Here is a 24,303-nt window from a genome sequence, read left to right as displayed (position 1 = left end):
CCCGTGACGGCTCGCCGGACCGCCCTGCACCGGGCCGCGGGCGAAGCGCGCAGCAGACGACGCGCCGGCGTCGACCGGCGTCGGCAGCTCACGAGGCGCCGTGAATCGGCATGCGTCGCCCCGTACGGCAGTCGCATACTCACCGCATGGCCTCGCCCTCTCGTCGGTTCCTGGACCCGCGCAGCACCGAGTACGACTTCATCGGCTTGATCATCGTGCGGTGCCCCGGTTGTGCGAAGGCCGCGCTGCCGGCCTGGGTCAAGCGAGCGAAGAACCGGGACGAGATCCTGCGTGCCGTCAGCCGGATCCACGCCTCTCTGGTCGCCGCCTGACCCACTGCCCCGCCGGGCGTCCGTACGGCACCCGGCTGCTGAGCACACCCGGGGACTTCGTCCGACCTGCGCGAGGCGTGCCCCTGTGCGAGGCGTGCCGCTTCGCGGCGGAGCGGCTTCAGGACGGGGGCGATGTCGCCCATGCCACGCGTGCGGTCCCCGCCTCACGACCATGACCGGTGAACGACGGCTCGATGCCGCACCGCCTACCGTCCACGAGTTCGTCAGGCGTGCTCGGAGCCGTCGTGGATGGTCAATGCTCCGGCGAGGTCGAGGTCGGCGACGGTGCCGTGCGCCCCGGCGCGGACGAGCAGCACCGCTCCGAGCGCGGTGCTCCAGAACGTCCTGGCCTCCACGTCGAGCGGTCGACGGGCCCGCCAGCCGCGGCCGTCGACCATCTGCCCGACGAAATGCTCGGACTGCCGGAACAGCAGCTGGAGATGCCGGTCGACCACGGGAGCGAGTTCGGGCTTGGAGATCCCGGCGGCGAGTGCTCGCGCGACCGAGGGGAGGGAGGGCATGGCCAGCACGGCGCGGGCGACGTTGCGCCGGAACGTCGCCGCGTCGAGGGCCTGGCGGCCGATGCGCTCGATCCGTCGGGCGTCGTGCAGCAGGCCGAGGAAGGCGGCGTGCACGAGCAGCGAGTCCTTGGAGCCGAAGTAGTAGGTGACCTGATTGGGGAAGACGCCGGCCGCGTCCGCGATCTCCGCGACGCTCAGCTCGGCGCCGGGCCGCTCCTTGCAGAGCCGTGCGGTCGCCTCGATCAGCCGGCGCCTCGTCGCGCGGCCGCGGTCACGCGATCGGGACGAGGTCGCCCGGGCTTCGGTTCGCTTCTTCTCCACCCCGTAATTGTATGTGATACAACAGAGCCGTTGTCTTGTATCGCATACAAGAAAGGTTGAAGGGCATGCCCCGCACTGAAGTCGTCGTGACCGGACTCGGCGCGATCACACCGCTCGGAGCGGACGTGGCGTCCACCTGGGACGCCCTGCTCGCCGGCGAGTCCGGCATCCGCGGCGGCGTCCTGCGCGGCCATGAGGACACCGGCCTTCCCGAGACCGTCGCGGGGACGATGGCGGTCGACCCCGCCGAGTCGCTGCCGCCGGTGCGGGCCAGGCGGCTCGACCGCTCGCAACAGGCGGCCCTCGTCGCGGCGGCCGAGGCCTGGGCCGACGCGGGCGCCCCGCGAGTGGATCCGGAACGGCTCGCATCGGCGATCGGCACGGGCATCGGCGGCGTACGGACGCTGCTCAAGGAGGACGACGTACTGGAGACGGCCGGGATGCGCCGCGTCTCGCCGCGTACGGTCCCCATGCTCATGCCCAACGCGGCGGCGGCGCTGATCAGTATCGAATACGGTGCGCGGGCCGGGGTCTACACGCCCGTCTCGGCGTGCTCCTCCGGGGCCGAGGCGATCGCCCTGGGGGCCAGGCTCATCCGTGCCGGCGAGGCGGACGTGGTCATCGCCGGCGGGACCGAGGCCGCGATCACCCCGATCACCGTCGCGGGCTTCGTCCAGGCGCAGGCGCTGTCGCGGCACACCGCCGAACCCGCTTCGGCATCCCGTCCGTTCGCCGCGGACCGCAGCGGATTCGTCCTCAGCGAAGGCGCCGCCGTCGTGGTGCTCGAGAGCGCCGAGCACGCCGCCGCCCGGGGCGCGCGCGTCCACGCGGTCCTCGCGGGCGCCGGTGTCGCGGCCGACGCGCACCACATCACGGCGCCCGCTCCCGACGGCACCGGTCAGATCTCCGCCATGCGAAAGGCCCTCGCACAGGCCGACTTGGCGCCCGCTCGGATCAGCCACGTCAACGCCCACGCCACCGGGACTCCGGTCGGCGACGTCGCCGAGGCGCGCGCGATCCGGGAGGTCTTCGGCCGCGCCACCGTGACAGCGCCCAAGGCGGGGCTCGGCCATCTCTTCGGCGCGGCCGGCGCGATCGAGGCGCTCATCGCCGTTCTCAGCGTGGAGCACGGCGTCATCCCGCCGACCCGCAACCTCACCGCGGCCGGCGTCGGACCCGACATCGACCTCGACGTCGTCGCGGAGCGACGAGACGTCCCCCAGGAGGCCGTGCTCAGCAATTCCTTCGGGTTCGGCGGACAGAACGTCTCACTCATCGTCACCGGTGCACGGCACCACGCGTCCTCCCGTACGGCGTCGACGGCGCCGTGATCCGGGCGAGGGCGCCATGATCCGGCGAGGCGCCCCTGTCCGTATGGTCCATTGTGCGCGGCAGATCCCGCGCCGACGCCGGGACATCACCGACGTGCCCTCGGCATCGCTCAACTGCGAGTCGTACCGGGGGCGATGCGGCCGCCGGCCGCGCCTCACCCGGCGAGTCCGTCCTCGCCCTCGGGCCGGCGATCCATGGGCTCCTGCCGGGAGTCGGTACGCAGGACGCGGAAGCGGCCGGGGTGCGCCGGATCCCGGTCCGCGATCTGGAGGTTCGGCCAGGTCCACTGCCACACCCTGCTGCCGGACGGGCGGGAGAAGCGGATCCGGCCGCGGGTGCCCTCCACCTCGACGCGCGGCCAGGCTGCGGCGATGACCTCCCGGTCCGTGCCGTGGAAACGCAGCACGTGTGCGAGGACGATGACCGTGTCGTACCCCTCGTAGGCGACGAAGGAGGGGGCTGCGGGCAGTCGTGCTCGCAGCCGCGCCTCGACGCGTACGCCGAGCGTGGTGAGGTGTTCGGGCAGGTAGCGCAGGAACGGCACGGCGGCGCCGTCCTCGCCCAACGCGGTCGCCCATTCCGTGAACTCCGGCTGTCCGGCGGGAGCACCGATCAACAGACCGGCGAGGCGCTCGTCGCGACGGACGGCTCGCACGATCGGCACGGCCGGCTCCGGGTGGCCGACCAGAAGAAGCAGGGCCGTCGCACCGTGCCGGACGAGTTCGTCGCACATGGCCGTGGGATCCGGTGTTCCCATGTCGAGTTCGACGACGGCGCCGCCGTGCGCGGAGACGTGGTCGCGCAGGATGCGGGTGCCGGAAGCCCAGTAGACGCTCGGCTGCACCGCCACGGCGATACGGCGGTGGCCCGAGTCGAGGAGGTGGTCCGCGTAGAACCGCCAGCCGCGGCTCTGCGGAGGACACAGGCGCGCGACCCACGGGGTGTCCTGCTCGGTGAGTTCGTCCAGAACCGCCGACGAGCACAGGAACGGTACGGCGAGGGCATCGGCCCGGGCGGCCGCGGCACGGGCGACCACGCTGTGGTACTCCCCCACCACCGCGGCCACACCCAGTTCGGCCAGCTCCTCCACGGCGGCGGCGGCCCGCCGCGGGTCCGCCGCCGTGTCACGGACGACCAGGTCCAGCGGCCGTCCGCCGATCCCACCCGCGTCGTTGACCTCCTCGACACCCAGCTCAAGCCCCGCAAGCAGGTGCCGGCCCGCCTCGACCCACCCGGGCCGTGACAGTGGCACAAGAGCACCGACCCGGACCGCAGGGCGGTCAACCTGCCCGCCCTGCAACGACATTGACGACTTGCTCATGTGATGACGCCTCCGCTGTGCCCCGCTGTCTCCCCTCGGTCGCGGCTCCGGCCGGTTCACCTGCGCGAAGAGAGCCACTACCGCGTGCGAGGACTCGGGCAGCCTCGCACGACTCACCGAGTGAGTGCGACCGCGCCTGCGCCTGCGCCTACGCGGGCAGCGCGGGGAACACGAGCACCGAGCCGTCCTTGTCGCGGGCGATCTCGATCGCCACGTCTGTGGTGCGGCTGCTGACCGTGACGCCGTCGCCCAGTTTGTGAATCCGGTGGGCCGCGCTCATGAGGCGATCGACCTCACTGGTCGTGAAGACGGGTCGCAAACCGTTCGGACGCGCCAGCTCCAGCGCCGACAGGCGTAGCAGGACGCCGGCGATGCTCGCCTCCAGTTCGTCGAGGCGCTGCTGATCGCGCTTGAGTGCACGGGTGAAGTTCTCGAAGGGGTTGCCGGGGTCGCTCTGGGCGTGCTCGACGGCCTGGAGGACGACCACCCGCCGCTTCAGCGCTATGGCGAGGGAGGCGAGTTGGAGGTGGGTGCGGAAAGTGCCGCCATGCTCGTCCACGCCGGGGAACGACTTGGTCAAAGTGCCGAGTTCGACAGCCTCGCCCTCGGGCAGTCTGTCGAGTGCACTCCGCCATTGGGCAAGGCGGCGGTCGGCTCTGCCCAGCGCTGTGTTGATGGCGTGCACCGCCGAGTCGAGTCCCAGCGAGACACCGAGCTTGCCCTGGTCGAGCAGGATGGCCGTGCCTTTGTCGATGGCGTCGCGGCAGCCGTCGAGTTCGCTGTGTTCGTCGTCGAGCTTCTCCTCCTGAAGTTGCTCCAGCAGTTCCGTGATGTGTTCGATGGCCTGCTGACGCTTGTGGTCGGCGTGCGCGCTCACCCCCACCGCCACGGCCATGAGCACGAGCGGAGCGGCCACGGCGAGCACCGTGCCGCCGGCGGCCGCAGCACCGGCGGTCGCACCGGCCCCGCCGACCGTGCCCGCCGCTGCCGCTCCTCCGACCGGCACGAAACTCGCATTGGCGGCGATCCTGCCGGACGAGTTCACGAGCGCGCCGTAGATGCCGTCGGCCGCTCCCTTCGGCACCATCGGGCGAACGATGCCCTGCCCGAACTGGGCGGCGACCTTCGCCGGGACCACCATGCGATACAGATTCTCGCCGGAAGCGGTCGCTCTGGCCGCCGTCAGAGAACTCCGCGTCGATTGCGTGACGAACTGTGACAGGTGCTGTGCCAGGGGACTCGCGGCGTCGAGCAGGATGCCACGACCGCGGTCGACCTTGTCGGGCAGCGGATGCACCTCAAGGGTGACGATCGGCTCGTCGGCCATGACGGCCAACGCTCCGCGCAACTCGGCCAGACGCTCAGCCGTCATCGACTCGCCCGCGGGCAACCCCGGCACTCGGACGTCAGCGGTCGCCAGCGTCCACACGGGCACGGTCGGCTTACGGTCGTCGGTCATCGTCTCCCCCTTGTTCTCCGACAGGAGCCTACGTCTGACATCGAACGCGACCGGCGCGTGATCGGCCTGCGCGGATCACAGCGCCCTGGCGTCGCCCGCTGTACGTAGGACTGCTCCGGAACGGGGTCGGCCGCCTCGCCTGCCCCGAGTCTTCCAAGATGGAGATTCTATGCAGATGGCGTGCGAGGCGTTCGAGGATCTCGTCCGCGGTCGCACGCGATCCGATCGGCGTCCCGCTACCGCACGTCGTGGTGCGGCAGCAGCGGCAACGACCCCGGTGTCGGAAGGTGGATCCAGCCCTCGGTTCGGGCGTTGTGCAGCTGCGACATCTCGGGGTGCGCGGTCAGGCCGCATGCCACTGCTCGCGCTGTGAGCGCGCACAGCAGGGCGTCGAAGGCGTGCTCGCTGGCGTCGTAGGCGCGGGCCGTGGGCGCGTCGCACCGCAGCCAGGGTGCGGCGGCGAGCAGGGCGTCCATCCGTCGGGGGCCGTTGAGAAGGTGCCAGCGGTGCCGGGACGCCTTCGGGTACACCTCGCAGATCGGCCCCCGGCCTGCCCGGTCCACACGTACGCCACGACGGTGCAGTTCGTCCTCCAGATGAGCCCACCGCGCCACCATGGCGCCGATCCGGTCGAAGGGTGCCGGGAGCGGGGGTGCGACCGGGTGGATCTGGTCGCGCACGATCCGGTCCGTGAGCCGGTACCGCAGGCGGTCCTTCCGGTAGCGTTCGCTGTCCTGCCCGCGGCCCGGCCAGGGATCCGCGGCGAAGTGGGCCCCGACAGCGCGCACGAACTCGGCCGGCCACCCGAAGGGCGTGTCGACGCCGGCCCGATCACCGGGGCGCAACCCTGTGAGCTCGCCGATCAGGACGTCGTCGGTGCACTTGAGTGAGGGCGGCTCGACGACGGCCGTTCCGTCCTTCCACTCCAGTACGGACATCGCCGTCTTCGAACGGTCGGCTGACAGATCGATCCCCACCGTGCGCATGCCGCCTATGGTGGCAGGTCCCTTGTGCGCCTGAGCCCTTGGATCCGGCTGCCAGCACCGGCGTTGGGAGGGGTGGCGTTCAAGGGGTGAGGGCCGGAGGGGGATGGGCAGGACGTGGTGATGGATGTGGCGGCACCGACGTACCGGGGCAACGGCAGCACCGTCTTGTCGTCGCCGCAGCTCAGCAGCGCCGGGGCGTGGCTCGGCCGTGGGGGCGGAGGCCGTGGCGGACGGTTCGGCCGGGGAAGTGCCGTGCTCCTTCGGCAGTCAGCAGCATCTCCAGGGGCGGGCTCGCCGGGGTCCCCTCGCGAGCGGTGTGCCGCCCGCGCCGTCCGCCTTTCTCCGTCCCTTCTTTCCGTGCCGCTCCGCCGCTCTGTCCTGCGGGGTTTGCCAGAACGGCAAAGCCGATCGCGTCGGGCGGGTGCCGCGCTCCATGATCGACGGTAGCCGCGTCCGCCGCGAACCGAGGAGAAGCCCATGCAGCCCGAGCCGACCGCTGAACTCCGCCACCGCACCGTCCAGGGCCCGGCCGGCCGTCTCCACCTGGTCGAGCAGGGCACCGGCCCCCTGGTCCTGCTCGTGCACGGCTTCCCCGAGTCCTGGTACTCCTGGCGCCGTCAACTCCCGGCGCTCGCCGCGGCCGGCTACCGGGCGGTGGCGATCGACGTGCGCGGTTACGGGCGTTCCGCCAAGCCGGAGGCGACCGACGCCTACCGGATGCTCGACCTGGTGGAGGACAACGTCGCCGTCGTACGCGCCCTCGGCGAGGAGAGCGCGGTGGTCGTCGGCCACGACTGGGGCTCCAACATCGCCGCCGCCTCCGCTCTGCTCCACCCCGAGGTCTTCCGCGCCGTCGGCCTGCTGAGCGTCCCCTACGCGCCGCCCGGCGGCCCCCGCCCCACCGACGTCTTCGGCCAGATCGGCGGGCCCGAGCAGGAGTTCTACGTCTCCTACTTCCAGGAGCCCGGCCGCGCCGAGGCGGAGATCGAGCCCGACGTCCGGGGCTGGCTCGCGGGCTTCTACGCGGCCCTGTCCGCCGACACCATGCCCGCCCAGGGCGAGCCCGACCCGCACTTCGTCGCCCGCGGCGGCCGGCTGCGCGACCGCTTCCCCGCGGGTGTCCTCCCGGCCTGGCTGAGCGAGGACGACCTCGCCGTCTACGCCGGGGAGTTCGAGCGCACGGGGATCACCGGCGCCCTCAACCGCTATCGCAACATGGACCGGGACTGGGAGGACCTCGCCCCGTACCGCGGCGCCCCGATCGAGCAGCCGTCCCTGTTCATCGGCGGTTCCCTGGACGCCTCCACCACCTGGATGTCCGACGCCATCGACGCCTACCCCACGACCCTCCCCGGCCTGTCGGCCTCCCACCTCTTGGACGGCTGCGGCCACTGGGCCCAGCAGGAACGCCCCGACGAGGTCAACCACCTGCTGATCGACTGGCTCGGCATCCTGCAGGGCTGAACTGAAGGGACTTCCTGGGCGACTTGGCGGGGCTTGAACTCCAGTCCCTTGGCGTGCGGGGGCGGGAGCTCCTCGCCGGGCAGTACGGGGGCGGCGCCGAGGGCCGCAACCGGCGGCCGAGCCGTGTCGTCGCCTCCCGTGTCCTCGCCTCCCGTGTTCTCCGTGTTCTCCGTGTTCTCCGTCTTCTCCGTCTTCTCCGCGCACCCCGATCGTCCCTGAGCGGTCCCCGATCCGACCCGGAGAAGCCCCTGACACGGACGACAACGCCTCTAACGTGACAACAACAACGCCCCGGCCGGGTCCGCACGCCTCACACAACCGCACTCCTCACCGGGAGGGTCCATGCCGCTCAGGGGCAGATCATTACCGTGGCGCATCGCCACGCGGGGCACGGCCGTGGTCGTGGGGATCACTATGGCCGTCCTGGCCGTCGTCACCGGGCTCGCCGCCGCTCCCGCGGTCCAAGCCTCGCCGTCCGGCACCCGGGCCCTGCGGTGGGCGCCGTGTGCCGAGCCGGCGAAGCCGGGAGTCGGCACGCCGTGCAGGTGCCGCAGCTGTAGGCGGTGGGGAACATCGAGCCGCGATCGCCCACCTCGATCCCGGTGACGCCTTCCCCGACTTTGACGACCGTCCCGGAGAATTCATGTCCCCGGGGCTGCGGCAACCGGGCGCCGGTCATGGGATGGGGACGGAAGAGAACGACGGGCGAGGCCTCCGGGTGGAAGTAGGTGTGCACGTCACCACCGCAGATGCCGACATACCCGTTGCGGATCTTCACCTGCCCGGGGCTGACGGCCGGTTCCGGCACGTCCTCGATCCGCAGGTCTTCCTTGCCGTAGAACATCGCTGCTTTCACGGTTGCTCCTCATTCCCCGCCATCACGCACTGACCAGGGCACTCGCCGGTGCGGCGCCCGTCGAGAATCGTTTCGTTCCCGGCGGATGGCCTACAACCGCCACGTGAGCGGGATCGGACCGACACGCGCGCAACACGCTCCCAGGGCAGGAAGATTCCGGGGAGGAACGCCGTTCGGTGCGGGGAAGAAGCCTCCGGTAGGGCGCGTGTTCACCCCTGGCGACCCCGGCCGCGGTCAGTGCGGTGGGGTGGTGACGTCCGTGGCGTAACCGGACGATCTCACGTCACGCCCGGCTCAGCCCCAGGTCTTGCCCGCCGGTTCCTTGACGGTGCGGTTGATCCGGTTGAAGAAGTTGGTGAGCGCGATCTCCAGGCTGATGGCGTTGATCTGTTCCTCGGTGAAGTGGGCGCCGGCCTCTTCCCAGATCTCGTCGGTGACGCCCGGCGCACCGTCCTGCAGTCGGGTTGCGGCCTCGGCCAGCGCCAGTGCCGCGCGTTCCGCGTCGGTGTAGAACGGCGCCTCGCGCCACGCTGCGACGTTGTGCAGCCGCTCGTCGGTGTCACCGGCTTTCTTCCCGCCGGCGACACCGGCGTGGACGCACGCCGAGCAGCTGTTGATCTGGCTGGCGCGCAGATGGACGAGCGCGAGCAGTTTCGGGTCGACACCGCCGGCGGCGATCGCTTTCTGGAGGCGCTGGATCGCGGTCCATACATTAGGGTTGTTCGCGTTCTTGTTCTTGAGCCGGTTCTCCATGGGGGAGTTCTCTCCTTCATCGGGTTACGTTGCGGCGCCTGTGCGCGTCATCCCTGTGACGGAGCAGCTTCCACGGAGGTAACACCATGGCCGGCACCCATCCCGCAGACCCGATCGCCGATGCCTTCGAGGCCCACCGCGACCGGCTCCGCGCCGTCGCCTACCGGATGCTCGGCTCACATGCCGACGCTGAAGACGTGGTCCAGGAGGCGTGGCTGCGTCTGTCCCGCCAGGACACCGATACCATCGACAACCTCGGGGGCTGGCTGACCACCGTGGTCGGCCGCATCAGCCTCGATGTCCTGCGGTCGGGCCGAGCACGTCCGGAAGTCTCCTTCGACGGCCAGCTGCCCGAATGCACCGTGACACTCGACGACGCTGCCGCCCCGGAGGACCTCGCAGCGCTCGGAGACTCCGTCGGCCTCGCGCTCCTCACGGTCCTCGACTCGCTGCGCCCCGATGAACGGCTGGCGTTCGTGCTGCACGACGTGTTCGCCGTGCCCTTCGCGGAGATCGGTGCCGTTCTCGGCAAATCCGCCGATGCCACCAAGATGCTCGCCAGCCGTGCCCGCAGGAAAGCGCGGGCCGCCCAGCAGCCGGCCGGCGCCGGGCGGCGACAACGCGAGGTGGTGCGGGCCTTCCTGGCCGCAGCCCGCGACGGGCGGTTCGAGCAGCTGCTGGAGGTTCTCCACCCCGAAGTGAAGTTCACCGTTCACACTGCGAACGGCACGTTCGTCACGCTCGGGGCCACCGAAGTCGCCACCCGCGCGCGAGTGGCCGGCAGCGCGGCGCGAGGACATGCGGCGATCATCGACGGCCGCCCCGGCGTCATCTCCTGGAACGAGCACGGCGCCCCGCTTTCCCTCCTCGTCTTCACCGTCGCCGACGGCCGCATCACCGAGCTCATCGCCGTGGTCGACCCGGCCGAACTCGCGCTCATGAACCTGCCGGACGCGGTGTGACGTCGTACGGCGAAGGCCGCGCGTACGCGAAAGCGTTCACCCCTGACAGGGGTGTGCCGTATCTGTCACGGACGCTGCTCGGGCGCCAGCTCTGGAGGGTAGGGCTCGCCGAAGTCCGCTGACCGCTCGGGGAGGTCCAACGGATCGGACGGGAACTGCACCGCCTGCTCGGCCTGTCCGAGCTGCAGGCCGTCGACATGATCGCCACGGCGACCGGCATGGCGGGGGCGCTGTGGCAGATGGCCACCCCGGGGCCGCGCCTGCGCGAGCTGTACGCGAGCGACCCCCGGCTGGCGCATGCCGCCGTCGAGGTGGAACCCCGCCTCACCCGCGTCCTCACCGCCTATCTCACCGGGCTCGGCGCCGAAACCCCGGCGGCCACCTGAACCCGGCCCGCCGGCGTGCGGTCGTCGGCGCGCGCCTCGGGCCGCTCGTCCGGGCAGGGGTCGATCACAGCGTCGGCAGCGGCCTCTCCTCAGCAGTCGTCGCCACAAGACGCGCTCGTCCGGTCCGCCGCACGTGAGCCGCGACCTGGTTTTCCTTCAGATACGGCGGACGACGGCGGATAGTCCTCCACGGTCATGGAGTTGTGCAGGCGGGCGCTCTTGGCGGTGAGGCGCAGAAGGGCGCGGCTCGGCCCCGCGGGCAGCGCGGAGATCAGGCGGGCGCCCTGGGCCAGTCCCCGCACACCGAGGCGTGAGGCGGGGATCAGGGTCCTCGCCGCGCTGAGCGCGGCCGCGCGGCTGCCGCGCACGTGCTCCGCCATCGCCCGCTCGTAGGCGGGGAAGGCGCGCTCGTGGTCGCCGCCCGCCCGCGCCAGCTCCCCGGCGAGGACGTACGCTCCGACGACGGCCAGGCTGGTGCTGCCGCCGACGGCCGGGCCGGGGCCGTAGCCCGCGTCGCCGACGAGCGTCACCCTCCCCCGCGACCACGTGTCCATACGGAGCTGGGTGATCGAGTCGAAGTAGAACGCCGGGGTGCGGTCGAGTTCGTCCAGCCAGCGGTCCACGTCAGGGTGCATGCCCGCGAACGCGCCGCGCAGCAGCTCCTTCTGCCGGGCCACGTCGCGGTGGTGGTCGAGCTCGTGCCCGCTGCGGAACAGGAGCAACACCCTCGCATCCCCGAGGTGCCGCGCGCCGTACATGCCGGCGGTGCGGCCGACGCCGACGTGGAGGTGGAGTTCGCCGTCGAGCCCGGAGACGTTCGGCAGGGTCAGCACTCCGAGGTAGGCGCCGATGAAGGCGCTGAAGCGGGACTCGTCGCCGAGGACGAGGCGGCGCACGTTCGAGTGCAGCCCGTCCGCGCCGACGACCAGGTCGAAGCGGCGCGGCGCCGCGTTCTCGAACCGTACTTCGCCGTCGGGCGAGAGCGTCTCGATCGAGTCGCCGAAGACGTACTCGACGTCGTCGCGCGTGGCGTCGTAGTAGATCTCGCTCAGGTCGTCGCGCATGATCTCGGCGTGCCGGCCGGAGGCGGCGCCGAAGATCTTGGAGAGGTCCACCTCGACGGGGCGCCGTGCGCCCTCCTGGTGGACGGTCATCCGGCGGGTGCCGGTGGCCCGTTCCTCGACGCGCGGGAGCACGCCCATCTTCTCCGAGATGTCCATCGCGGGCCGGAACAGGTCGACCGCGTGGCCGCCGGTCCTGCGCGGAGTCGGCGCGCGCTCGACGACGGTGACGGAGAAGCCGTGCCTGGTGAGCCAGTACGCGAGCACCGGGCCGGCGATGCCGGCACCGGAGACGAGAATCCGCATGGCGTCCCTCCTTGTCGTTCGGTCCGTCCGTTCGGTGTCACTGAGTCCGTCCGTTCGGCGTCATTCAGTCCGCCCGTACGGCGTCATTCAGTCCGCCCGTACGGCGTCGTTCGGTCCGCCCGTACGGCGTTGTTCGGTCCGCTTGTAGGCCGTCGGTCGGTCCGTCCGTACGGCTCGTGCGGCGTGGCTCGTGGTGAAGGCCGGCAGAGGGGTGGCCGTCCGTGGGGGATCCTCCAGCATGGGCGAGTGTCCGAGACCGGGCAGCAACTCGACCTTCGCGCCCGGCACGGCGTGGTAGTCGGCGGCGGATGAGGATCGCCACCTGCGGTCGTCCTCGCCGAAGATCACCAGTAGTGGTGTGCCGAGGGCGGCCAGTCGGTCCGGGAGCGCCCGCTGCTCCAGGTAGGCGGGGTGGCCCGCATCGTCGCGGTGAACGTGTGGAGGGTCATGCGGCGGACGTCCTCCAGGAGTTCCGGGGGAATCCGGTGGCCCGCGCGGCTGACGGCGGTGCTCGTCATCCGGCGGAGCTGCTCGTCGGTCGGCGGCCACTGCGGGAGTCCGGGCGCGGCGGGCTGCGGTGCGATGAAGGCGTCCAGGCCGGGTCCGGTGTCGATGAGGGCGAGCGCGGTCACCAGGTCGGGCCGCTGTTCGGCGAGGGCGGTGGCGGCCACGCCGCCGCTGGAGTGGCCTACGACCACGGCGTGCTCGACGCCGAGCCGGTCCAGTGCCGCGCCGGCCCGGCGTGCCTGGTCCGGGAGCGCGTAGCTGCGGTCGCCGGTTTGGCCGACCGGTCGTGCCCGAGCAGGTCGATCCGGATGACGTGGTGGGAGCCGGTCAGCATCGGAACCAGTGGGTCCCAGGAGCGGGTCGAGGACGCGGAGCCGTGGACGAGCAGGAGTGCGGGGGCATCGCGGGGGCCGTCCTGGCACACGTGGATGTCGCCGTCGTCCAGTGACAGGATCGAACTCTCGGTGGGCTCGGCGCCGCCGTCGACGTGCGGTCCGCCGCCGGAAACAGTCATGAGCCCACTGTGGCCGCCGGGCCCCGCCGAGGGATTGGACGAATGTTCCTCCCGGCTCAACTACCATGAAACGATGCGGACTTTCACGCACGGCGCGGCTGTGTGGGACGTCGCGTGCCCGCAGCGGCCCAGCCGGGTGGCCGGTCTCACCATGGCCGGGTTCCGTGTCCGTGAACTGGACGGGCTGCGGATGGTCCCGCACCCGGCCGTGACGCTTCTCCTGGAGTTCGGCGTCGGCTCGCCCGTCGTCGACTGGGCCGCCGGGCGGCAGCAGCGGGGAAGCATCGTCGCCGGACCGGGGCTCGGGGCCGGAGGCGCGGTCCAGGCGCGGGGGGAGAATGTCGAGTGCGTGCAGGTGCGCCTGTCCCCGGTGATCGCGCGCGCGGTCCTGGGCGTCTCCCCCGCCGACCTCGGCGACACCGTCGTGTCCCTGGACGACCTGTGGGGCCGGGAGGCGTCCCGGATCCGCGAGCGGCTCGGCGAAGTCCCGTCGTGGCAGGGCCGCTTCGCGTTGACGGAGGCGCTGCTCGCCCGCCGGCACGAGGCGGGGCCGCCGGTGGACCCGGAGGTGGCCTGGGCCTGGCGGCGCATCGTCGGCGATCGTGGCCTGGCCCGGGTCGACGGACTCGCGGCCGAGGTCGGATGGAGCCGTAAGCGCCTGTGGTCGCGGTTCCGCTCGCAGCTCGGCCTGCCGCCCAAGCGCGCCGTGAAGCTGGTCCGCTTCGACCATGCCGCCCACCGCCTGGTCGCGGGCGAACGGGCGGCCCGGGTCGCGGCCGACGCCGGCTACGCCGACCAGTCCCATCTGCATCGGGACATCATGACGTTCACCGGGGCGACCCCCGCGACGGTGGCCGGCGAGCCGTTCCTCGCCGTCGACCCCATCGCCTGGCCCAGCTCCTTCACGTGACCACAGCTTCGGATGGCGCGGCGCATCGCCACGTTGTCCTGACGAGTGGTGCCCTCGATCCGCCCCGGGCCTGGGGGAACTCGGTGAACACGTATCGGGTGAGCCAGGTCAGGGCCTGGCGCCCGAGGCCCCGCCCCGGTGCCCGGAGCGGATCCGCAGATCGAACAGCGGCGTGGTGTCCCACAGGTCCGCGTGGGCCGGCTCGAAACGTTCGTAGGTGATCTCCACGGCCGCCCTCCGGAGACGCGGACAGCGGCCCGGAGCCGTTTTTCCCGGCCCGCCGACGGTACAGGGAGGCGGTGCGGCGAGGGCGGGGTGTCAGGGACGGGCGATCCGCGTGGCGGCCGCCTCCAGGTCGGCGACGGTCCCCGACATGATCGTCCGGAGGTGGCCGGTGATGTGCTCCACGGGCCAGTCCCACCACGCGACGGCGAGGAGGCGGGCGATGTCCGCGGCGTCGTAGCGGGTGCGGAGGAGCCGGGCGGGGTTGCCGCCGACGATGCCGTAATCGGGCACGTCGCGGGTGACCACGGCGCCGGCGGCGACGATCGCGCCGTGGCCGATGCGTACGCCGGGCATGACCGTGGCGCCGTGACCGAACCACACGTCGTTGCCGACGACGGTGTCGCCCCGGCCGGGCAGGTCGGTGATCAGGTCGAAGTGCTCCGCCCAGGAGCCGCCCATGGTGGGGAACGGGAAGGTGGAAGGGCCGTCCATGCGGTGGTTGGCGCCGTTCATGATGAACCGGGTGCCCGTCCCCAGCGCGCAGTACTTGCCGATGACGAGCCGCTCGGGACCGTAGTGGTAGAGGACGTTGCGTGTCTCGAACGCGGTCGGGTCGTCCGGGTCGTCGTAGTAGGAGAAGTCACCGGCCTCGATCAGCGGCGACTTCACCAGCGGCTTGAGCAGCACCACGCGCGGGTGCTCGGGCATCGGGTGGAGCACGGTGGGGTCGGCGGGAACGGGCGGCATCGTGGAGGCGGTTCCTCTCTGGTGAGCCTATGGCGACAACTGTCGCGTTAAGATGCTGGCACAGCCCTGTCGCCTCGATCAACCGGATACTGATTGCCGATGACAGAACCAGATCCAGAACCAGAACCGGCACCACGGGACACGGCGGCGGACCGCCGTCCGGGCGGGCGCACCGCCCGCGTCCGCGCCCAGGTTCTCGCCGCGGTGCGCGCGGAACTCGCTGAAAGAGGCCACGAAGGACTGACGATGGAGGGCGTCGCGACGCGGGCCGGAGTGCACCGCGCCACGGTCTACCGGCGTTGGCGCGATGTCGGCGGCCTGCTCGTCGACGTCATCGACGCCGCCGGCGAGATCGACTGGCAGCCGCCGGACACCGGCTCGCTGCGCGGCGATCTGACGGCCCTCAACCAGGAGATCCAGGAATCGCTGGTCGTACAGCCGTCGTTCGCCGTCGCCCTGATGGCCGCCTCGTTCCACTCCGAGCAGGCCGCGCGGGCCCAGACGCGGTTGTGGGCGGACCGGTACGCCCAGTGCGAGATCCTCGTCGAGCGCGCCGTCGAACGCGGTGAACTCCCCGCGCCGCACACGGATGCGCGGAGCCTGCTGATCGCGGCCACGGCGCCGCTCTACCACCAACTGGTGCTGCTGCGTGCCGATCCGGACCCGCGACTGCCGGAACGCGCCGCTGAGGCGGCGGTCCTGGCGGCTGCCGCGGGCGCCTTCTGCGTCCGTCGGGAAGACACCTCCTGACCGCCGTCGCAGAAACCGGCCCGGCCTGGCTGATCCGGCTCTCGACGACGGCCCGTGTCCCGGGTGCGGACGCGCTCACGGCTTCAGCGCCTGCGACCTCACCGGCACCCGCGGGCACGGCGCCGTGCCCGCGCACGGGGCGGTCACTCGGCAGGTCGCGCCGCCTCCACGGACCGACGGAATGTCCGCACAAAGAAAAGGGGCAAGGAGTGCAATCTCCTCGCCACTCTCAACTTATAGCTCACCTGGGGGCTTGCGGCAAGGCCCGGGGGGTGGCGCAGAATCGGCGGCCATGGCCACGACCTGCGAAGACGGGGGACGACGTGCGTGATGCGTTGTGGATGTACGGGGGAGGCGAGGGCGTCGCACCGGCGAGGGGACTCGCGGTGCGGGAAGGGAAGCGGCCCTGGGCGAGGGCCTGCGCGGCAGACGGCTCGGCCGGGAAGGGGCCGCTCGCGCGGCCGGCCGCCGCAGCGCGACCGAGCGCGGATGTCGTGGAGGTACCGCGGTGATCGAGCAGTACGTGGTGGAGCTGCGGGAGATCGACGCGGCCGAGGTTCCGCTCGTCGGCGGCAAGGCCGCGCAGCTGGGGGCGCTGTCGAGGATCGACGGGATCCGCGTGCCCGGCGGTTTCTGTGTGACGACGGATGCCTTCCGGCGGATCACGGCGCAAGCGCCGTCGCTCGACGAGCTGCTCGATGAGCTGGCGCGCTCGGACCCGGACGACCGGGAGACGATCCGCACCCTCAGTGCCCGGATCCGCCGGACCATCGAGGAGACCGCCGTCCCGGCCGATCTGGCGGCGGCGATCACCGGCGCGCTCGCCCGGCTCGGCGAGCACGTCGCCTGCGCCGTCCGGTCCAGCGCCACCGCGGAGGACCTGCCCACCGCATCCTTCGCCGGACAGCACGACTCGTACCTGAACGTCGTGGGGCCGACGGCGATCCTCCGGCACATCCGCGGGTGCTGGGCCTCCCTGTTCACCGAGCGGGCCGTGACCTACCGCCAGCGCAACGGCGTCGATCACCGTACGGTCCGGATGGCCGTGGTGGTGCAGCGCATGGTTCTCCCGCTGGCGGCCGGCGTCCTGTTCACGGCGGACCCCGTCACGGGCGACCGGAAGGCCGCCACCGTGGACGCCGGCCTCGGTCTGGGTGAGGCTCTGGTCTCCGGCCTGGTGAACCCCGACGTCTTCAAGGTGCGGAACGGCGAGGTCGTCGCCAGGACGATCGCCGCGAAACGGCGTGCCGTTCACGCCCCGGCGTCCGGCGGTACGCGGGAGGCGGTGACCGACGCCGAGCGGCGGGAGCGGCCGGCGCTGACGGATGCGCAGGTGGTGCGGCTCGTGGAACTCGGGAGGCGGATCGAGGCGCGGCTCGGCGGTCCCCAGGACATCGAATGGTGCCTGGCCGACGACGGTTTCCACATCGTGCAGAGCCGGCCGATCACGACGCTGTTCCCCGTACCGGAGGCCGGCGACGAGGACCCTCATGTCTACGTGTCCGTCGGTCACCAGCAGATGATGACCGACCCCATGAAGCCGCTGGGGCTCTCCATGTGGCGGCTGACGGCCATGACGCCGATGCACGAGGCCGGCGGCAGGCTGTTCGTCGACGTCACCCGGCGGCTGGCCTCGCCCGCGAGCCGCGCCGGTCTCCTGGACGTCATCGGGAGAGGCGATCCGCTGGTCAGGAACGCCCTGGAGACCGTCCTCGACCGCGACGGTTTCGTCCCGTCCCTTCCGGACACGGGTCCCGGCGGGCCCCCGGCCGGCGGCGTCGGCGGCGCGCCCGCCCCGGTCGCGACCGACCCCGCCGTCGTCGCCGAGCTGGTCGAGCGCAGCCAGGCGTCCATCGCCGCGCTGGAGCGCGGCATCCGGGCGAAGACCGGACCGGCGCTGTTCGACTTCCTGCTGGAGGCCTTCGAGGAGCACAGGCGGGTCCTCGGTGATCCGCTGAGCATCCAAGTGATCATGGCGGGGATGGAGGCCACGTGGTGGCTCAACGACCACTTGGAGGAGTGGCTGGGCGAGAAGAACGCGGCCGACACGCTCACGCTGTCCGCGCCCGGCAACGTCACCTCGGAGATGGGCCTGGCGCTGCTCGACGTCGCGGACGTCATCCGTCCGTACCCGGAGGTGGTGGCGTTCCTGCGGGAGACCGAGGACGAGGACTTCCTCGACGGACTGGCGGGCCTCGCGGGCGGGACGGAGGCGCGGGACGCCGTCGAGGCCTATCTCGACCGCTACGGCATGCGCTGCGCCGGAGAGATCGACATCACCCGGCCGCGCTGGCGCGAGCGCCCCCTCACGCTCGTGCCCGCGATCCTCGACAACGTCAGGAACTTCGCGCCGGGCGCCGCCGCGCGGCGTTTCGAGCAAGGGCGGCAGAGGGCCGGGGAGAAGGAGCGGGACGTGCTGGCGCGGCTGCGGGCCCTGCCGGACGGGGACCGGAAGGCCGACGAGACCCAGCGGATGATCGACCGGGTCCGGACCTTCGTCGGCTACCGCGAGTACCCGAAGTACGGCATCGTCAGCCGCTACTTCGTCTACAAGCAGGCGCTGCTGGAGGAGGCCGAGCGCCTCGCGCGGGCCGGTGTGCTCCGGGAGAAGGAGGACGTCTTCTACCTCACCTTCCAGGAGTTCCACGACGTCGTGCGCACCCACCGGGTGGATCAGCGGCTCATCCGGCGCCGCAGGGACGAGTTCCGGTCGTTCCAGGCGCTCACACCGCCCCGGGTCCTCACCTCGGACGGCGAGGCCGTCACCGGTGCGTACCGGCGCGACGACGTGCCGGACGGGGCCCTGGTCGGTCTGCCGGTGTCCGCCGGGACCGTCGAGGGCAGGGCGCGTGTGGTCCTCGACATGGCCGAGGCCGACCTCGAAGCGGGCGACATCCTGGTGACGACGTTCACGGACCCCAGTTGGTCGCCGCTGTTCGTCGGGATCGCGGGCCTGGTGACGGAGGTGGGCGGCCTGATGACGCATGGCGCGGTCATCGCCCGGGAGTACGGCCTGCCGGCCGTCGTGGGCGTGGAGCGGGCCACCCGGCTGATCCGGGACGGGCAGCGCATCCGCGTGCGCGGAACCGACGGGTATGTGGAGATCCTGGCGTGACGTGCGTCCTGGCGTGACCGGCCGCCGCGGACGTCGGCGATCGGCGAGCGGCGCACAGTGCGTGGTCGACGAGGGCCGTCACGTCGTGGAGCTGTCGCGTGGCGCTGTTTTCGTCGCCCGGTCGGCTGTGCAGGGAGACCGTGACGGTGCTCCGGCCGTCCGCGGTCGTGGCAGGCCACACCAGGTAGCCGAAACCGTCGCCGCTGTGTCCCCAGTATCCGCCGCCGCAGGACAGCGGTGTCCAGTCCAGGCCGAGCCCGTCGCGCGTGCCCCGGGGAAAGCCGCGGTCGGCGGGGATCTCGACGGTGCGCTGCATCTCGGCCAGTTGGGCGGGGGCCAGGAGCCTGCCTTGCAGCAGTGCCGTGAAGAACCCGTCGGTGTCCGCGGCCGTGCTGATCAGCGACCCGTCGGCGTCGGCGTCGAAGGGCAGGTAGGCGACCGTGGTGTCGGCCAAGGGACCGGCCGGCTCGAACTGCTGGTAGTTCCGGGCGTGCGGGCCGGGCAGGAACGGCCGGTTGCCGGGGGCGAGGGTGTGGGCGAGCCGCAGCGGGCGAAGGATCCTGGTCCGGACCTCGTGCTCCCAGGACTGGCCGGTGACCGCCTTGATGACGAGGCCCAGGAGGACGTAGTCGGTGTTGGAGTACGCCCAGCCGGCGCCGGGTGCGAAGGACGGCCGGTGCCGCATCGCGAGGGCCACACGCTGCCGGGAGGTGTAGGTCGTCCAGCGGTTCGCGCGATACCCGGCCGCGCTGAGTTCGGGAACGACGTCGCCGATGTAGTCGGGCAACCCGCTGGTGTGCTGGAGCAGTTGGCGCAGCGTGACCTCGCGTCCGTCGTTGCCGTGGCCGCGGACCAGGCCGGGCAGCCACGCGTCCACCGTGTCGTCCAGCGACAGGCGTCCTTCGCCGGCGAGTTGCAGCACCACGACCGCGACGAACGTCTTCGTGGTGCTGCCGATCCTCAGGTAGCCGTCCGTGGCCACGGGCTGCCCGGTGCGAAGATCACCGACCCCGCTACGGGCGGTCCGCACCCCGTCGGGCGTCTCCAGTCGCACCGACACACCTGTGACGCCGTCGTTCCGCAGGGCGTCGGCATCGCGCTGGAGTCGGGACGGAGGATCGGGGGCCGCCGCCGCTCGGGACTCCGCCGGGACGAACACCGCCAGAAGGACGGTGGCGAGCACGGTCGCTGTCCGACGGCTGATCCGAGTCCGTGTGATCGACATGAGGCAACGCTAGGAACGGCACGTCCGGCGAACCATCCGGCCGGCCGGAGGCTCCATGGTCGGGTTCTCCACAGTGCGCCGGCCGACAGCGCGCCGCGCGACAGCGTGTCGCCCTACAGCGTGTCACCCGACGCCGACCACCGCGTCGCCCGACGCCGATCAGCGCCCTTGACCCGACGCGGCTCATCGACAGCCCGCGCCGGGCGGGGCGGTCGGAGCGGTCAGGGGGCGTCGCCGGTCCAGTCCCAGCGGTCCGGGGCGCCGCGGCGCGGGGCGTACAGGGACCGGCCGCCGGCGCCGTACCGTCCCAGCTCGGTCCGGAGGGCGACGCTGGTGCCGGTCTCGTCCCGCCTCCAGCCGGTGATGTCGAGGAGCAGGCCGTCCAGCGGTCCGCCGACCAGTTCGGCGTAGCGCCGGTCGGGCCGCGGGCCCGGCCGGTCGTGGTCGGCGCCGTAGACCCGGCGGCGTAGCAGGTGCTCGTCATCACGGTCCATCCGTCCAGCCTGGCAGCCACCACTGACAGTCGGGGTCGGCAGTCACGGTCGGCAGTCGGGTCCGGCAGCCGGGTCCGGCCGCGTCGGTCGCGGAAGCGGGAGAGCCCGGTGCCGCCGGCCGCCGGTGTTCGCCCCGGGGTGCCGCTGGAAACGTGTCGAACGAGCCTGCCAGGCGCGGCCGGGGAAGGATCAGGCGGCGTACGCCAGCAGGAACGTGTCCACCGCCGCCTCCGCCAGACCGTGCAGGGCGGTGGCGGGCAGGGGGCGGGTGCCCAGTGCCGAGCGGGCCTCGTACGGGGCGGTGAGCAGGGCGAGGAAGTGCTCGGCCGCCTGCTCGGGGGCGCACGGGCGCAGCCGGCCGGCGAGGGAGAGGCGGGCCAGCCGGTCGGCGAGCGCGGTGCCGAGGCGGCGGCCGGTGCGTTCCAGGACGGCGTCGACCAGGTCGGGGAACGTGCCGACCTGCGCGTAGGTCAGCCACTTCAGGGCGCGGCCGCGTTCGCTGCCGCAGATCCGCAGCAGCCGGTCGGCGGTGCCGGTGAGGGCCGCCCGCAGGTCGGCGTCCGGGGCGAGGTCGCGCAGCCGCTCGACGGCGGCGAGGTTCTCGGCCGCCAGGGCGTCGGCCGCCGCCTCCAGGGCGTGCCGGAAGAGCGTCTCCTTGTCGTTCAGGTGGCTGTAGACGGTCGGCTTGGCGACGCGCGCCTCCTGCGCGATCTCCTGCACGCACGCCTGCGCGTAGCCGCGCCGGGCGAAGACAGTGAAGGCCGCTTCCAGGATCGCCTGCCGCTTGTCGGCCCGCTTGCGCGCCCCACCAGGGCCACCAGGGCCACCAGAGCCGCCACTTGACGCTGCTGAACTCATGGGTTCAGTCTAGCTATTGAACCCATGGGTTCATCTTGCTGGACCAACTGGTTCAGCAACGTCGACGGGAGGGATCGGGACGACCGTGATCATCCACACGCTGCGCTTCGCCTTCAGGGACGGCACGACGGAGGAGCGGAAGGAGGAGGTGCTCGCGGCGATGCGCCGGACGGCATCCGTCGACTCGGTGTCGTTCGCCACGGTCGGACAGCACCTCGGCGACCCGGCGGAGGGCTTCACACACGCCTACTGCGTCGGCATCGAGGACCTGGCGGCCCTGGAGCGGTACATGCACGACCCGACCCATGTGGCGGGCGACGACGAGATCCTCCCGCACCTGGCCCGGATCGCCGTCGGCCCCGACCTCTCCGACGACATGGACCCGGAACTCGGCCTCAAGATCATGGCGTTGAACGACCGGAAGCTCGCGATGTACCCGGAGTGGGCCGCCCAGCTCGCACCGATCATGGAGGTGCGGATCGCGTAGGGCGGTGGTCCGGTGACGGCGAGGGTGTGCCGGCGCATGGGCGCCGCCCGCGGTGGATCGTCTCGGCGGCGGAAGGTCCCGGCGATCGACGTGGCCTGAGTTCCGGAGCGGCCCCGCTCGCGCTCCGGGCTCGGTGAGCGGCCGTCAAATGCGTGGCTACGTACGGAACTTGCGCACTATGGTGCGGCCCGTACGCGATCCCGCGGCAGGCCGGGCCGACGACTGGGCCGACTATGAAAGGGGCGTCACGTGGAGGGGTTCGATCCGGGGGCGAGCTTCGGCTATGAGGTGTCCCAGCGGTACGACGACGATCCCCGCGGTGACGAGGCCGAGACGGTCGAGTTCCTGGCCGGGCTCGCCGGGCGAGGGGACGCTCTGGAGTTCGCGGTGGGCACCGGCCGCATCGCGCTGCCTCTCCTGCGGGCCGGGGTACGGGTGGGCGGGATCGAGTTGTCGCGGGACATGGTCGACCGGTTGCGCGAGAAGCCGGGTGGCGATCAGGTCGACGTGACCATGGGCGACATGTCCCGCGTCACCACGGGCCGCAGGTACGGGCTGGTCTACCTGGTCTTCAACACGATCGGCAACCTGCTCACCCAGGACGACCAGGTCCGCTGCTTCCAGAACGCCGCGCGCCACCTCACCGAGGACGGCGTGTTCGTCGTCGAATGCCGCATCCCCACCGCACCCTCGCGCCCCGGGCACCGGTACCTCGACACCGAGCAGGTCGGCCTCGATCACGTCGACCTCGACGCCGGGCGCTACGACCCGCTGACCCAGGTCCTCGACCTGAACCACATCCGCATCAGCGGCGCGGGCATCAGGTTCTTCCCCATCAGGCTGCGCCTGGCCCACCCGCCCGAGTTCGACCTCATGGCCCGCATCGCCGGACTCCGGCTGCGCGAACGCTGGGGCGGCTGGAAGGGTGAGCCGTACGACGCCGCCAGTTGGCGCCACATCAGCGTCTACGAACGTGCGGACAGCGCCGTGTGACGGCCCGGTACCCCGTCGATCGCTGTCCGGTCGCTTGCTTCGTGGGAGCACGTCGCCGCAGGGCTAGGAGAGGCCGGGGTATCCATTGTGGGCGAGGTTGTCGTGGATCGTGCGCAGCCACGGGCTGCGCACGGCCGGCAGCCGGGCCAGGGTGTGCCGGAACGTTCCCCGGTCGGCCCGGAACAGGCGATCGGGGCGCGGCGGGAGCGGGTCGTCGCGGAGGACGTCCGGGGAGACGCCGCCCGACGCCGGGACCGGCAGGCCCGGCCGGGGGGAGACCAGCCACAGCCATATCCCCAGCGGGAGCGGCACCCGGTAGGCCGATGCGGCCGGACCGGCCGGGGACCAGGTCCGGCCCGTCTGCGGATGGACCGGTACGAGGACGATGTCGGCCCCCGCCTCGGGGGCGGGCCGTCCCGGTCCGGCCAGGACGGCGCGCCGCTTCCGGGGACCGGCGGGCAGCAGGGCGTCGAGCGCCCGCTGGAACACGTCCGTGGTCAGGCCGGCCGGCACCCGCACCGGCTGCCCTTCGGAGGCCGCCAGCAGATGGGCGAGGGCATGGCCGGCTGCCGCCTCCCAGCGCGGACTCCACGACCAGTAGTGGCTCGTCCCCAACCGGCCTCCCCATGTGGCGATCGGCTCGGACGGGGGCGTGCTCTCCCCCTCCGCCACCAGCTCCGCCCACGAGAGCGGCGCGGCCTGGGCGCCCGCGACGGGGACGCGGTGCACCGCGTCCGGGCTGAGCCGCACCGCCTGCCAGAGCGAGCAGTCGTCGATCCTGGCCGCCACGGGCAGGTCACAGGCCTGGCAGGCCATGTTGGGGCCATCGGCCCCGTCCAGGCCACAGCAGGCGCCGCCACGCCGGTCGGGCATCAGCCGCGTTCCGCGGACATCGCCGGGCGCGACGACGATCGCCCCCGGCACTCCGTCGGACAGGGCGTGCACCGGTGCGTAGATGCCGCGGGCCTCCGCCTCCCTCGGATCGATCTCGTCCCACATCCGCCACGGCCGACCCCACGGTTCCGGGTCCACGGCGAACGTCCCGGACTCCATGAGCACAGGGAGCTGGGCTCCGTTGCCGTAACACTGACGGGCGTGGAGAGGAAGGGAGACACGGGACAGCGGGGCGGTCAGCCGGGCCTCGCACCGTGCACAGACGAAGACGAACAACAACCCTCCGCAGGAAGACCAGTTGCATGGTGGCAGCTCGGTGACGCTCGGCCAACCTGTTTTCCGTCAGCGGTGGACGCCGTTCGCTGCTCGTCCCCGGTGGTGGTCGGCGAGCGGCGTCCTCCGCCCGGCGGCGGCCACCGTGCGGACGGCCGTGGCCGGTGGGTCGCTGTCGGCGGACCGCTGCGGGCCGGTGCCGCCGGGGGAGGCACCGGGGGGTGTCACCGGGGCCGTGTCCCGGCCCGGAG

Annotated in this window: 20 protein-coding genes and 3 pseudogenes; 10 read left to right on the top strand and 13 right to left on the bottom strand. The window is 72.1% G+C overall.

Annotation, left to right across the window (positions count from 1 at the left end; translation table 11 throughout):
• Nucleotides 1-146 precede the first annotated feature (146 nt).
• Nucleotides 147-332: a hypothetical protein gene (locus K7787_RS01615; protein ID WP_009192891.1), complete on the top strand. Its 186-nt coding sequence runs from the start codon at nucleotides 147-149 to the stop codon at nucleotides 330-332.
• Between the two features lie 224 nt (nucleotides 333-556).
• Here K7787_RS01615 and K7787_RS01610 read toward each other — a convergent pair whose 3' ends face one another.
• Nucleotides 557-1,174 (bottom strand): TetR/AcrR family transcriptional regulator, encoded by a 618-nt coding sequence (locus K7787_RS01610; RefSeq protein WP_223000213.1) that lies wholly within the window; start codon nucleotides 1,172-1,174, stop codon nucleotides 557-559.
• A gap of 65 nt (nucleotides 1,175-1,239) precedes the next feature.
• Between K7787_RS01610 and K7787_RS01605 the strand changes: the two genes are divergently transcribed.
• A complete protein-coding gene (locus K7787_RS01605; protein ID WP_223000212.1) occupies nucleotides 1,240-2,505 on the top strand; it encodes a beta-ketoacyl-[acyl-carrier-protein] synthase family protein in 1,266 nt (421 codons plus the stop codon).
• Between the two features lie 155 nt (nucleotides 2,506-2,660).
• Here the strand turns inward: K7787_RS01605 and K7787_RS01600 are convergent, their stop codons facing one another.
• From K7787_RS01600 to K7787_RS01590, 3 genes are all read right to left on the bottom strand, one after another.
• Complete coding sequence (locus K7787_RS01600; RefSeq protein WP_223000313.1) at nucleotides 2,661-3,812, bottom strand: ABC transporter substrate-binding protein; 1,152 nt, start codon at nucleotides 3,810-3,812, stop codon at nucleotides 2,661-2,663.
• A gap of 163 nt (nucleotides 3,813-3,975) precedes the next feature.
• Nucleotides 3,976-5,286 (bottom strand): hypothetical protein, encoded by a 1,311-nt coding sequence (locus tag K7787_RS01595; RefSeq protein WP_223000211.1) that lies wholly within the window; start codon nucleotides 5,284-5,286, stop codon nucleotides 3,976-3,978.
• 236 nt (nucleotides 5,287-5,522) lie between these two features.
• Nucleotides 5,523-6,272 carry a DUF429 domain-containing protein gene (locus K7787_RS01590; RefSeq protein WP_223000210.1) on the bottom strand — a complete coding sequence of 250 codons (750 nt, stop codon included), beginning with the start codon at nucleotides 6,270-6,272 and terminating at the stop codon, nucleotides 5,523-5,525.
• A gap of 477 nt (nucleotides 6,273-6,749) precedes the next feature.
• Here K7787_RS01590 and K7787_RS01585 point away from each other — a divergent pair, with 477 nt between their 5' ends.
• A complete protein-coding gene (locus K7787_RS01585; protein ID WP_223000209.1) occupies nucleotides 6,750-7,736 on the top strand; it encodes an alpha/beta fold hydrolase in 987 nt (328 codons plus the stop codon).
• Nucleotides 7,737-8,169: 433 nt separating this feature from the next.
• Here K7787_RS01585 and K7787_RS01580 read toward each other — a convergent pair whose 3' ends face one another.
• Both K7787_RS01580 and K7787_RS01575 read right to left on the bottom strand, forming a co-directional pair.
• Nucleotides 8,170-8,580: an alcohol dehydrogenase catalytic domain-containing protein gene (locus K7787_RS01580; RefSeq protein ID WP_247720432.1), complete on the bottom strand. Its 411-nt coding sequence runs from the start codon at nucleotides 8,578-8,580 to the stop codon at nucleotides 8,170-8,172.
• A gap of 306 nt (nucleotides 8,581-8,886) precedes the next feature.
• Entirely contained in the window at nucleotides 8,887-9,345 is a 459-nt protein-coding gene (locus K7787_RS01575; RefSeq protein ID WP_223000207.1) for a carboxymuconolactone decarboxylase family protein, read from the bottom strand.
• 86 nt (nucleotides 9,346-9,431) lie between these two features.
• Between K7787_RS01575 and K7787_RS01570 the strand changes: the two genes are divergently transcribed.
• On the top strand, nucleotides 9,432-10,307 hold the full coding sequence (locus tag K7787_RS01570; RefSeq protein ID WP_223000206.1) for a sigma-70 family RNA polymerase sigma factor: 876 nt from the start codon (nucleotides 9,432-9,434) through the stop codon (nucleotides 10,305-10,307).
• A 125-nt stretch (nucleotides 10,308-10,432) separates the two neighbouring features.
• Nucleotides 10,433-10,693: pseudogene (locus tag K7787_RS01565) on the top strand (TetR/AcrR family transcriptional regulator); the annotation flags it as partial.
• Between the two features lie 89 nt (nucleotides 10,694-10,782).
• Here the strand turns inward: K7787_RS01565 and K7787_RS01560 are convergent.
• Together K7787_RS01560 and K7787_RS01555 are read right to left on the bottom strand one after the other, a co-directional pair.
• Nucleotides 10,783-12,060 carry an FAD-dependent oxidoreductase gene (locus K7787_RS01560; protein ID WP_223000205.1) on the bottom strand — a complete coding sequence of 426 codons (1,278 nt, stop codon included), beginning with the start codon at nucleotides 12,058-12,060 and terminating at the stop codon, nucleotides 10,783-10,785.
• An 87-nt stretch (nucleotides 12,061-12,147) separates the two neighbouring features.
• A pseudogene (locus K7787_RS01555) lies at nucleotides 12,148-13,081 on the bottom strand (alpha/beta fold hydrolase).
• 73 nt (nucleotides 13,082-13,154) lie between these two features.
• On the opposite strand from K7787_RS01555, the gene K7787_RS01550 reads away from it, so the two are divergent.
• Entirely contained in the window at nucleotides 13,155-13,991 is an 837-nt protein-coding gene (locus K7787_RS01550; RefSeq protein ID WP_223000204.1) for an AraC family transcriptional regulator, read from the top strand.
• Nucleotides 13,992-14,309: 318 nt separating this feature from the next.
• Here K7787_RS01550 and K7787_RS01540 read toward each other — a convergent pair whose 3' ends face one another.
• Nucleotides 14,310-14,963 carry a CatB-related O-acetyltransferase gene (locus K7787_RS01540; RefSeq protein ID WP_164393136.1) on the bottom strand — a complete coding sequence of 218 codons (654 nt, stop codon included), beginning with the start codon at nucleotides 14,961-14,963 and terminating at the stop codon, nucleotides 14,310-14,312.
• Nucleotides 14,964-15,062: 99 nt separating this feature from the next.
• On the opposite strand from K7787_RS01540, the gene K7787_RS01535 reads away from it, so the two are divergent.
• Together K7787_RS01535 and rph are read left to right on the top strand one after the other, a co-directional pair.
• The gene (locus K7787_RS01535) at nucleotides 15,063-15,713 is read left to right on the top strand and encodes a TetR/AcrR family transcriptional regulator (protein WP_223000203.1); all 651 of its coding nucleotides are present in this window, start codon (nucleotides 15,063-15,065) and stop codon (nucleotides 15,711-15,713) included.
• A 508-nt stretch (nucleotides 15,714-16,221) separates the two neighbouring features.
• Nucleotides 16,222-18,828 carry a rifamycin-inactivating phosphotransferase gene (gene rph, locus K7787_RS01530; protein WP_223000202.1) on the top strand — a complete coding sequence of 869 codons (2,607 nt, stop codon included), beginning with the start codon at nucleotides 16,222-16,224 and terminating at the stop codon, nucleotides 18,826-18,828.
• 43 nt (nucleotides 18,829-18,871) lie between these two features.
• Here the strand turns inward: rph and K7787_RS01525 are convergent.
• The 3 genes and pseudogenes from K7787_RS01525 to K7787_RS01515 form a co-directional block, all read right to left on the bottom strand.
• Nucleotides 18,872-20,053 (bottom strand): annotated as a pseudogene (locus K7787_RS01525) (serine hydrolase domain-containing protein); the annotation flags it as partial.
• Between the two features lie 221 nt (nucleotides 20,054-20,274).
• Nucleotides 20,275-20,547, bottom strand: coding sequence for a hypothetical protein (locus K7787_RS01520; RefSeq protein WP_223000201.1), 273 nt, complete (start codon nucleotides 20,545-20,547; stop codon nucleotides 20,275-20,277).
• A gap of 189 nt (nucleotides 20,548-20,736) precedes the next feature.
• Nucleotides 20,737-21,405: a TetR/AcrR family transcriptional regulator gene (locus tag K7787_RS01515; RefSeq protein WP_223000200.1), complete on the bottom strand. Its 669-nt coding sequence runs from the start codon at nucleotides 21,403-21,405 to the stop codon at nucleotides 20,737-20,739.
• 85 nt (nucleotides 21,406-21,490) lie between these two features.
• Here K7787_RS01515 and K7787_RS01510 point away from each other — a divergent pair, with 85 nt between their 5' ends.
• The gene (locus K7787_RS01510; RefSeq protein WP_019981100.1) at nucleotides 21,491-21,892 is read left to right on the top strand and encodes a Dabb family protein; all 402 of its coding nucleotides are present in this window, start codon (nucleotides 21,491-21,493) and stop codon (nucleotides 21,890-21,892) included.
• Between the two features lie 249 nt (nucleotides 21,893-22,141).
• Nucleotides 22,142-22,885, top strand: a complete 744-nt coding sequence (locus K7787_RS01505; RefSeq protein ID WP_223000199.1) for a methyltransferase domain-containing protein — start codon at nucleotides 22,142-22,144, stop codon at nucleotides 22,883-22,885.
• A 63-nt stretch (nucleotides 22,886-22,948) separates the two neighbouring features.
• Here the strand turns inward: K7787_RS01505 and K7787_RS01500 are convergent, their stop codons facing one another.
• The gene (locus K7787_RS01500; protein WP_223000198.1) at nucleotides 22,949-24,055 is read right to left on the bottom strand and encodes a hypothetical protein; all 1,107 of its coding nucleotides are present in this window, start codon (nucleotides 24,053-24,055) and stop codon (nucleotides 22,949-22,951) included.
• Nucleotides 24,056-24,303 lie beyond the last annotated feature (248 nt).

The sequence above is a fragment of the Streptomyces sennicomposti genome, from assembly GCF_019890635.1.
GTDB lineage: Bacteria > Actinomycetota > Actinomycetes > Streptomycetales > Streptomycetaceae > Streptomyces > Streptomyces sennicomposti.
Note: the sequence above shows the minus strand (reverse complement) of the source record. Positions and strands in the feature narration are given on the sequence as shown.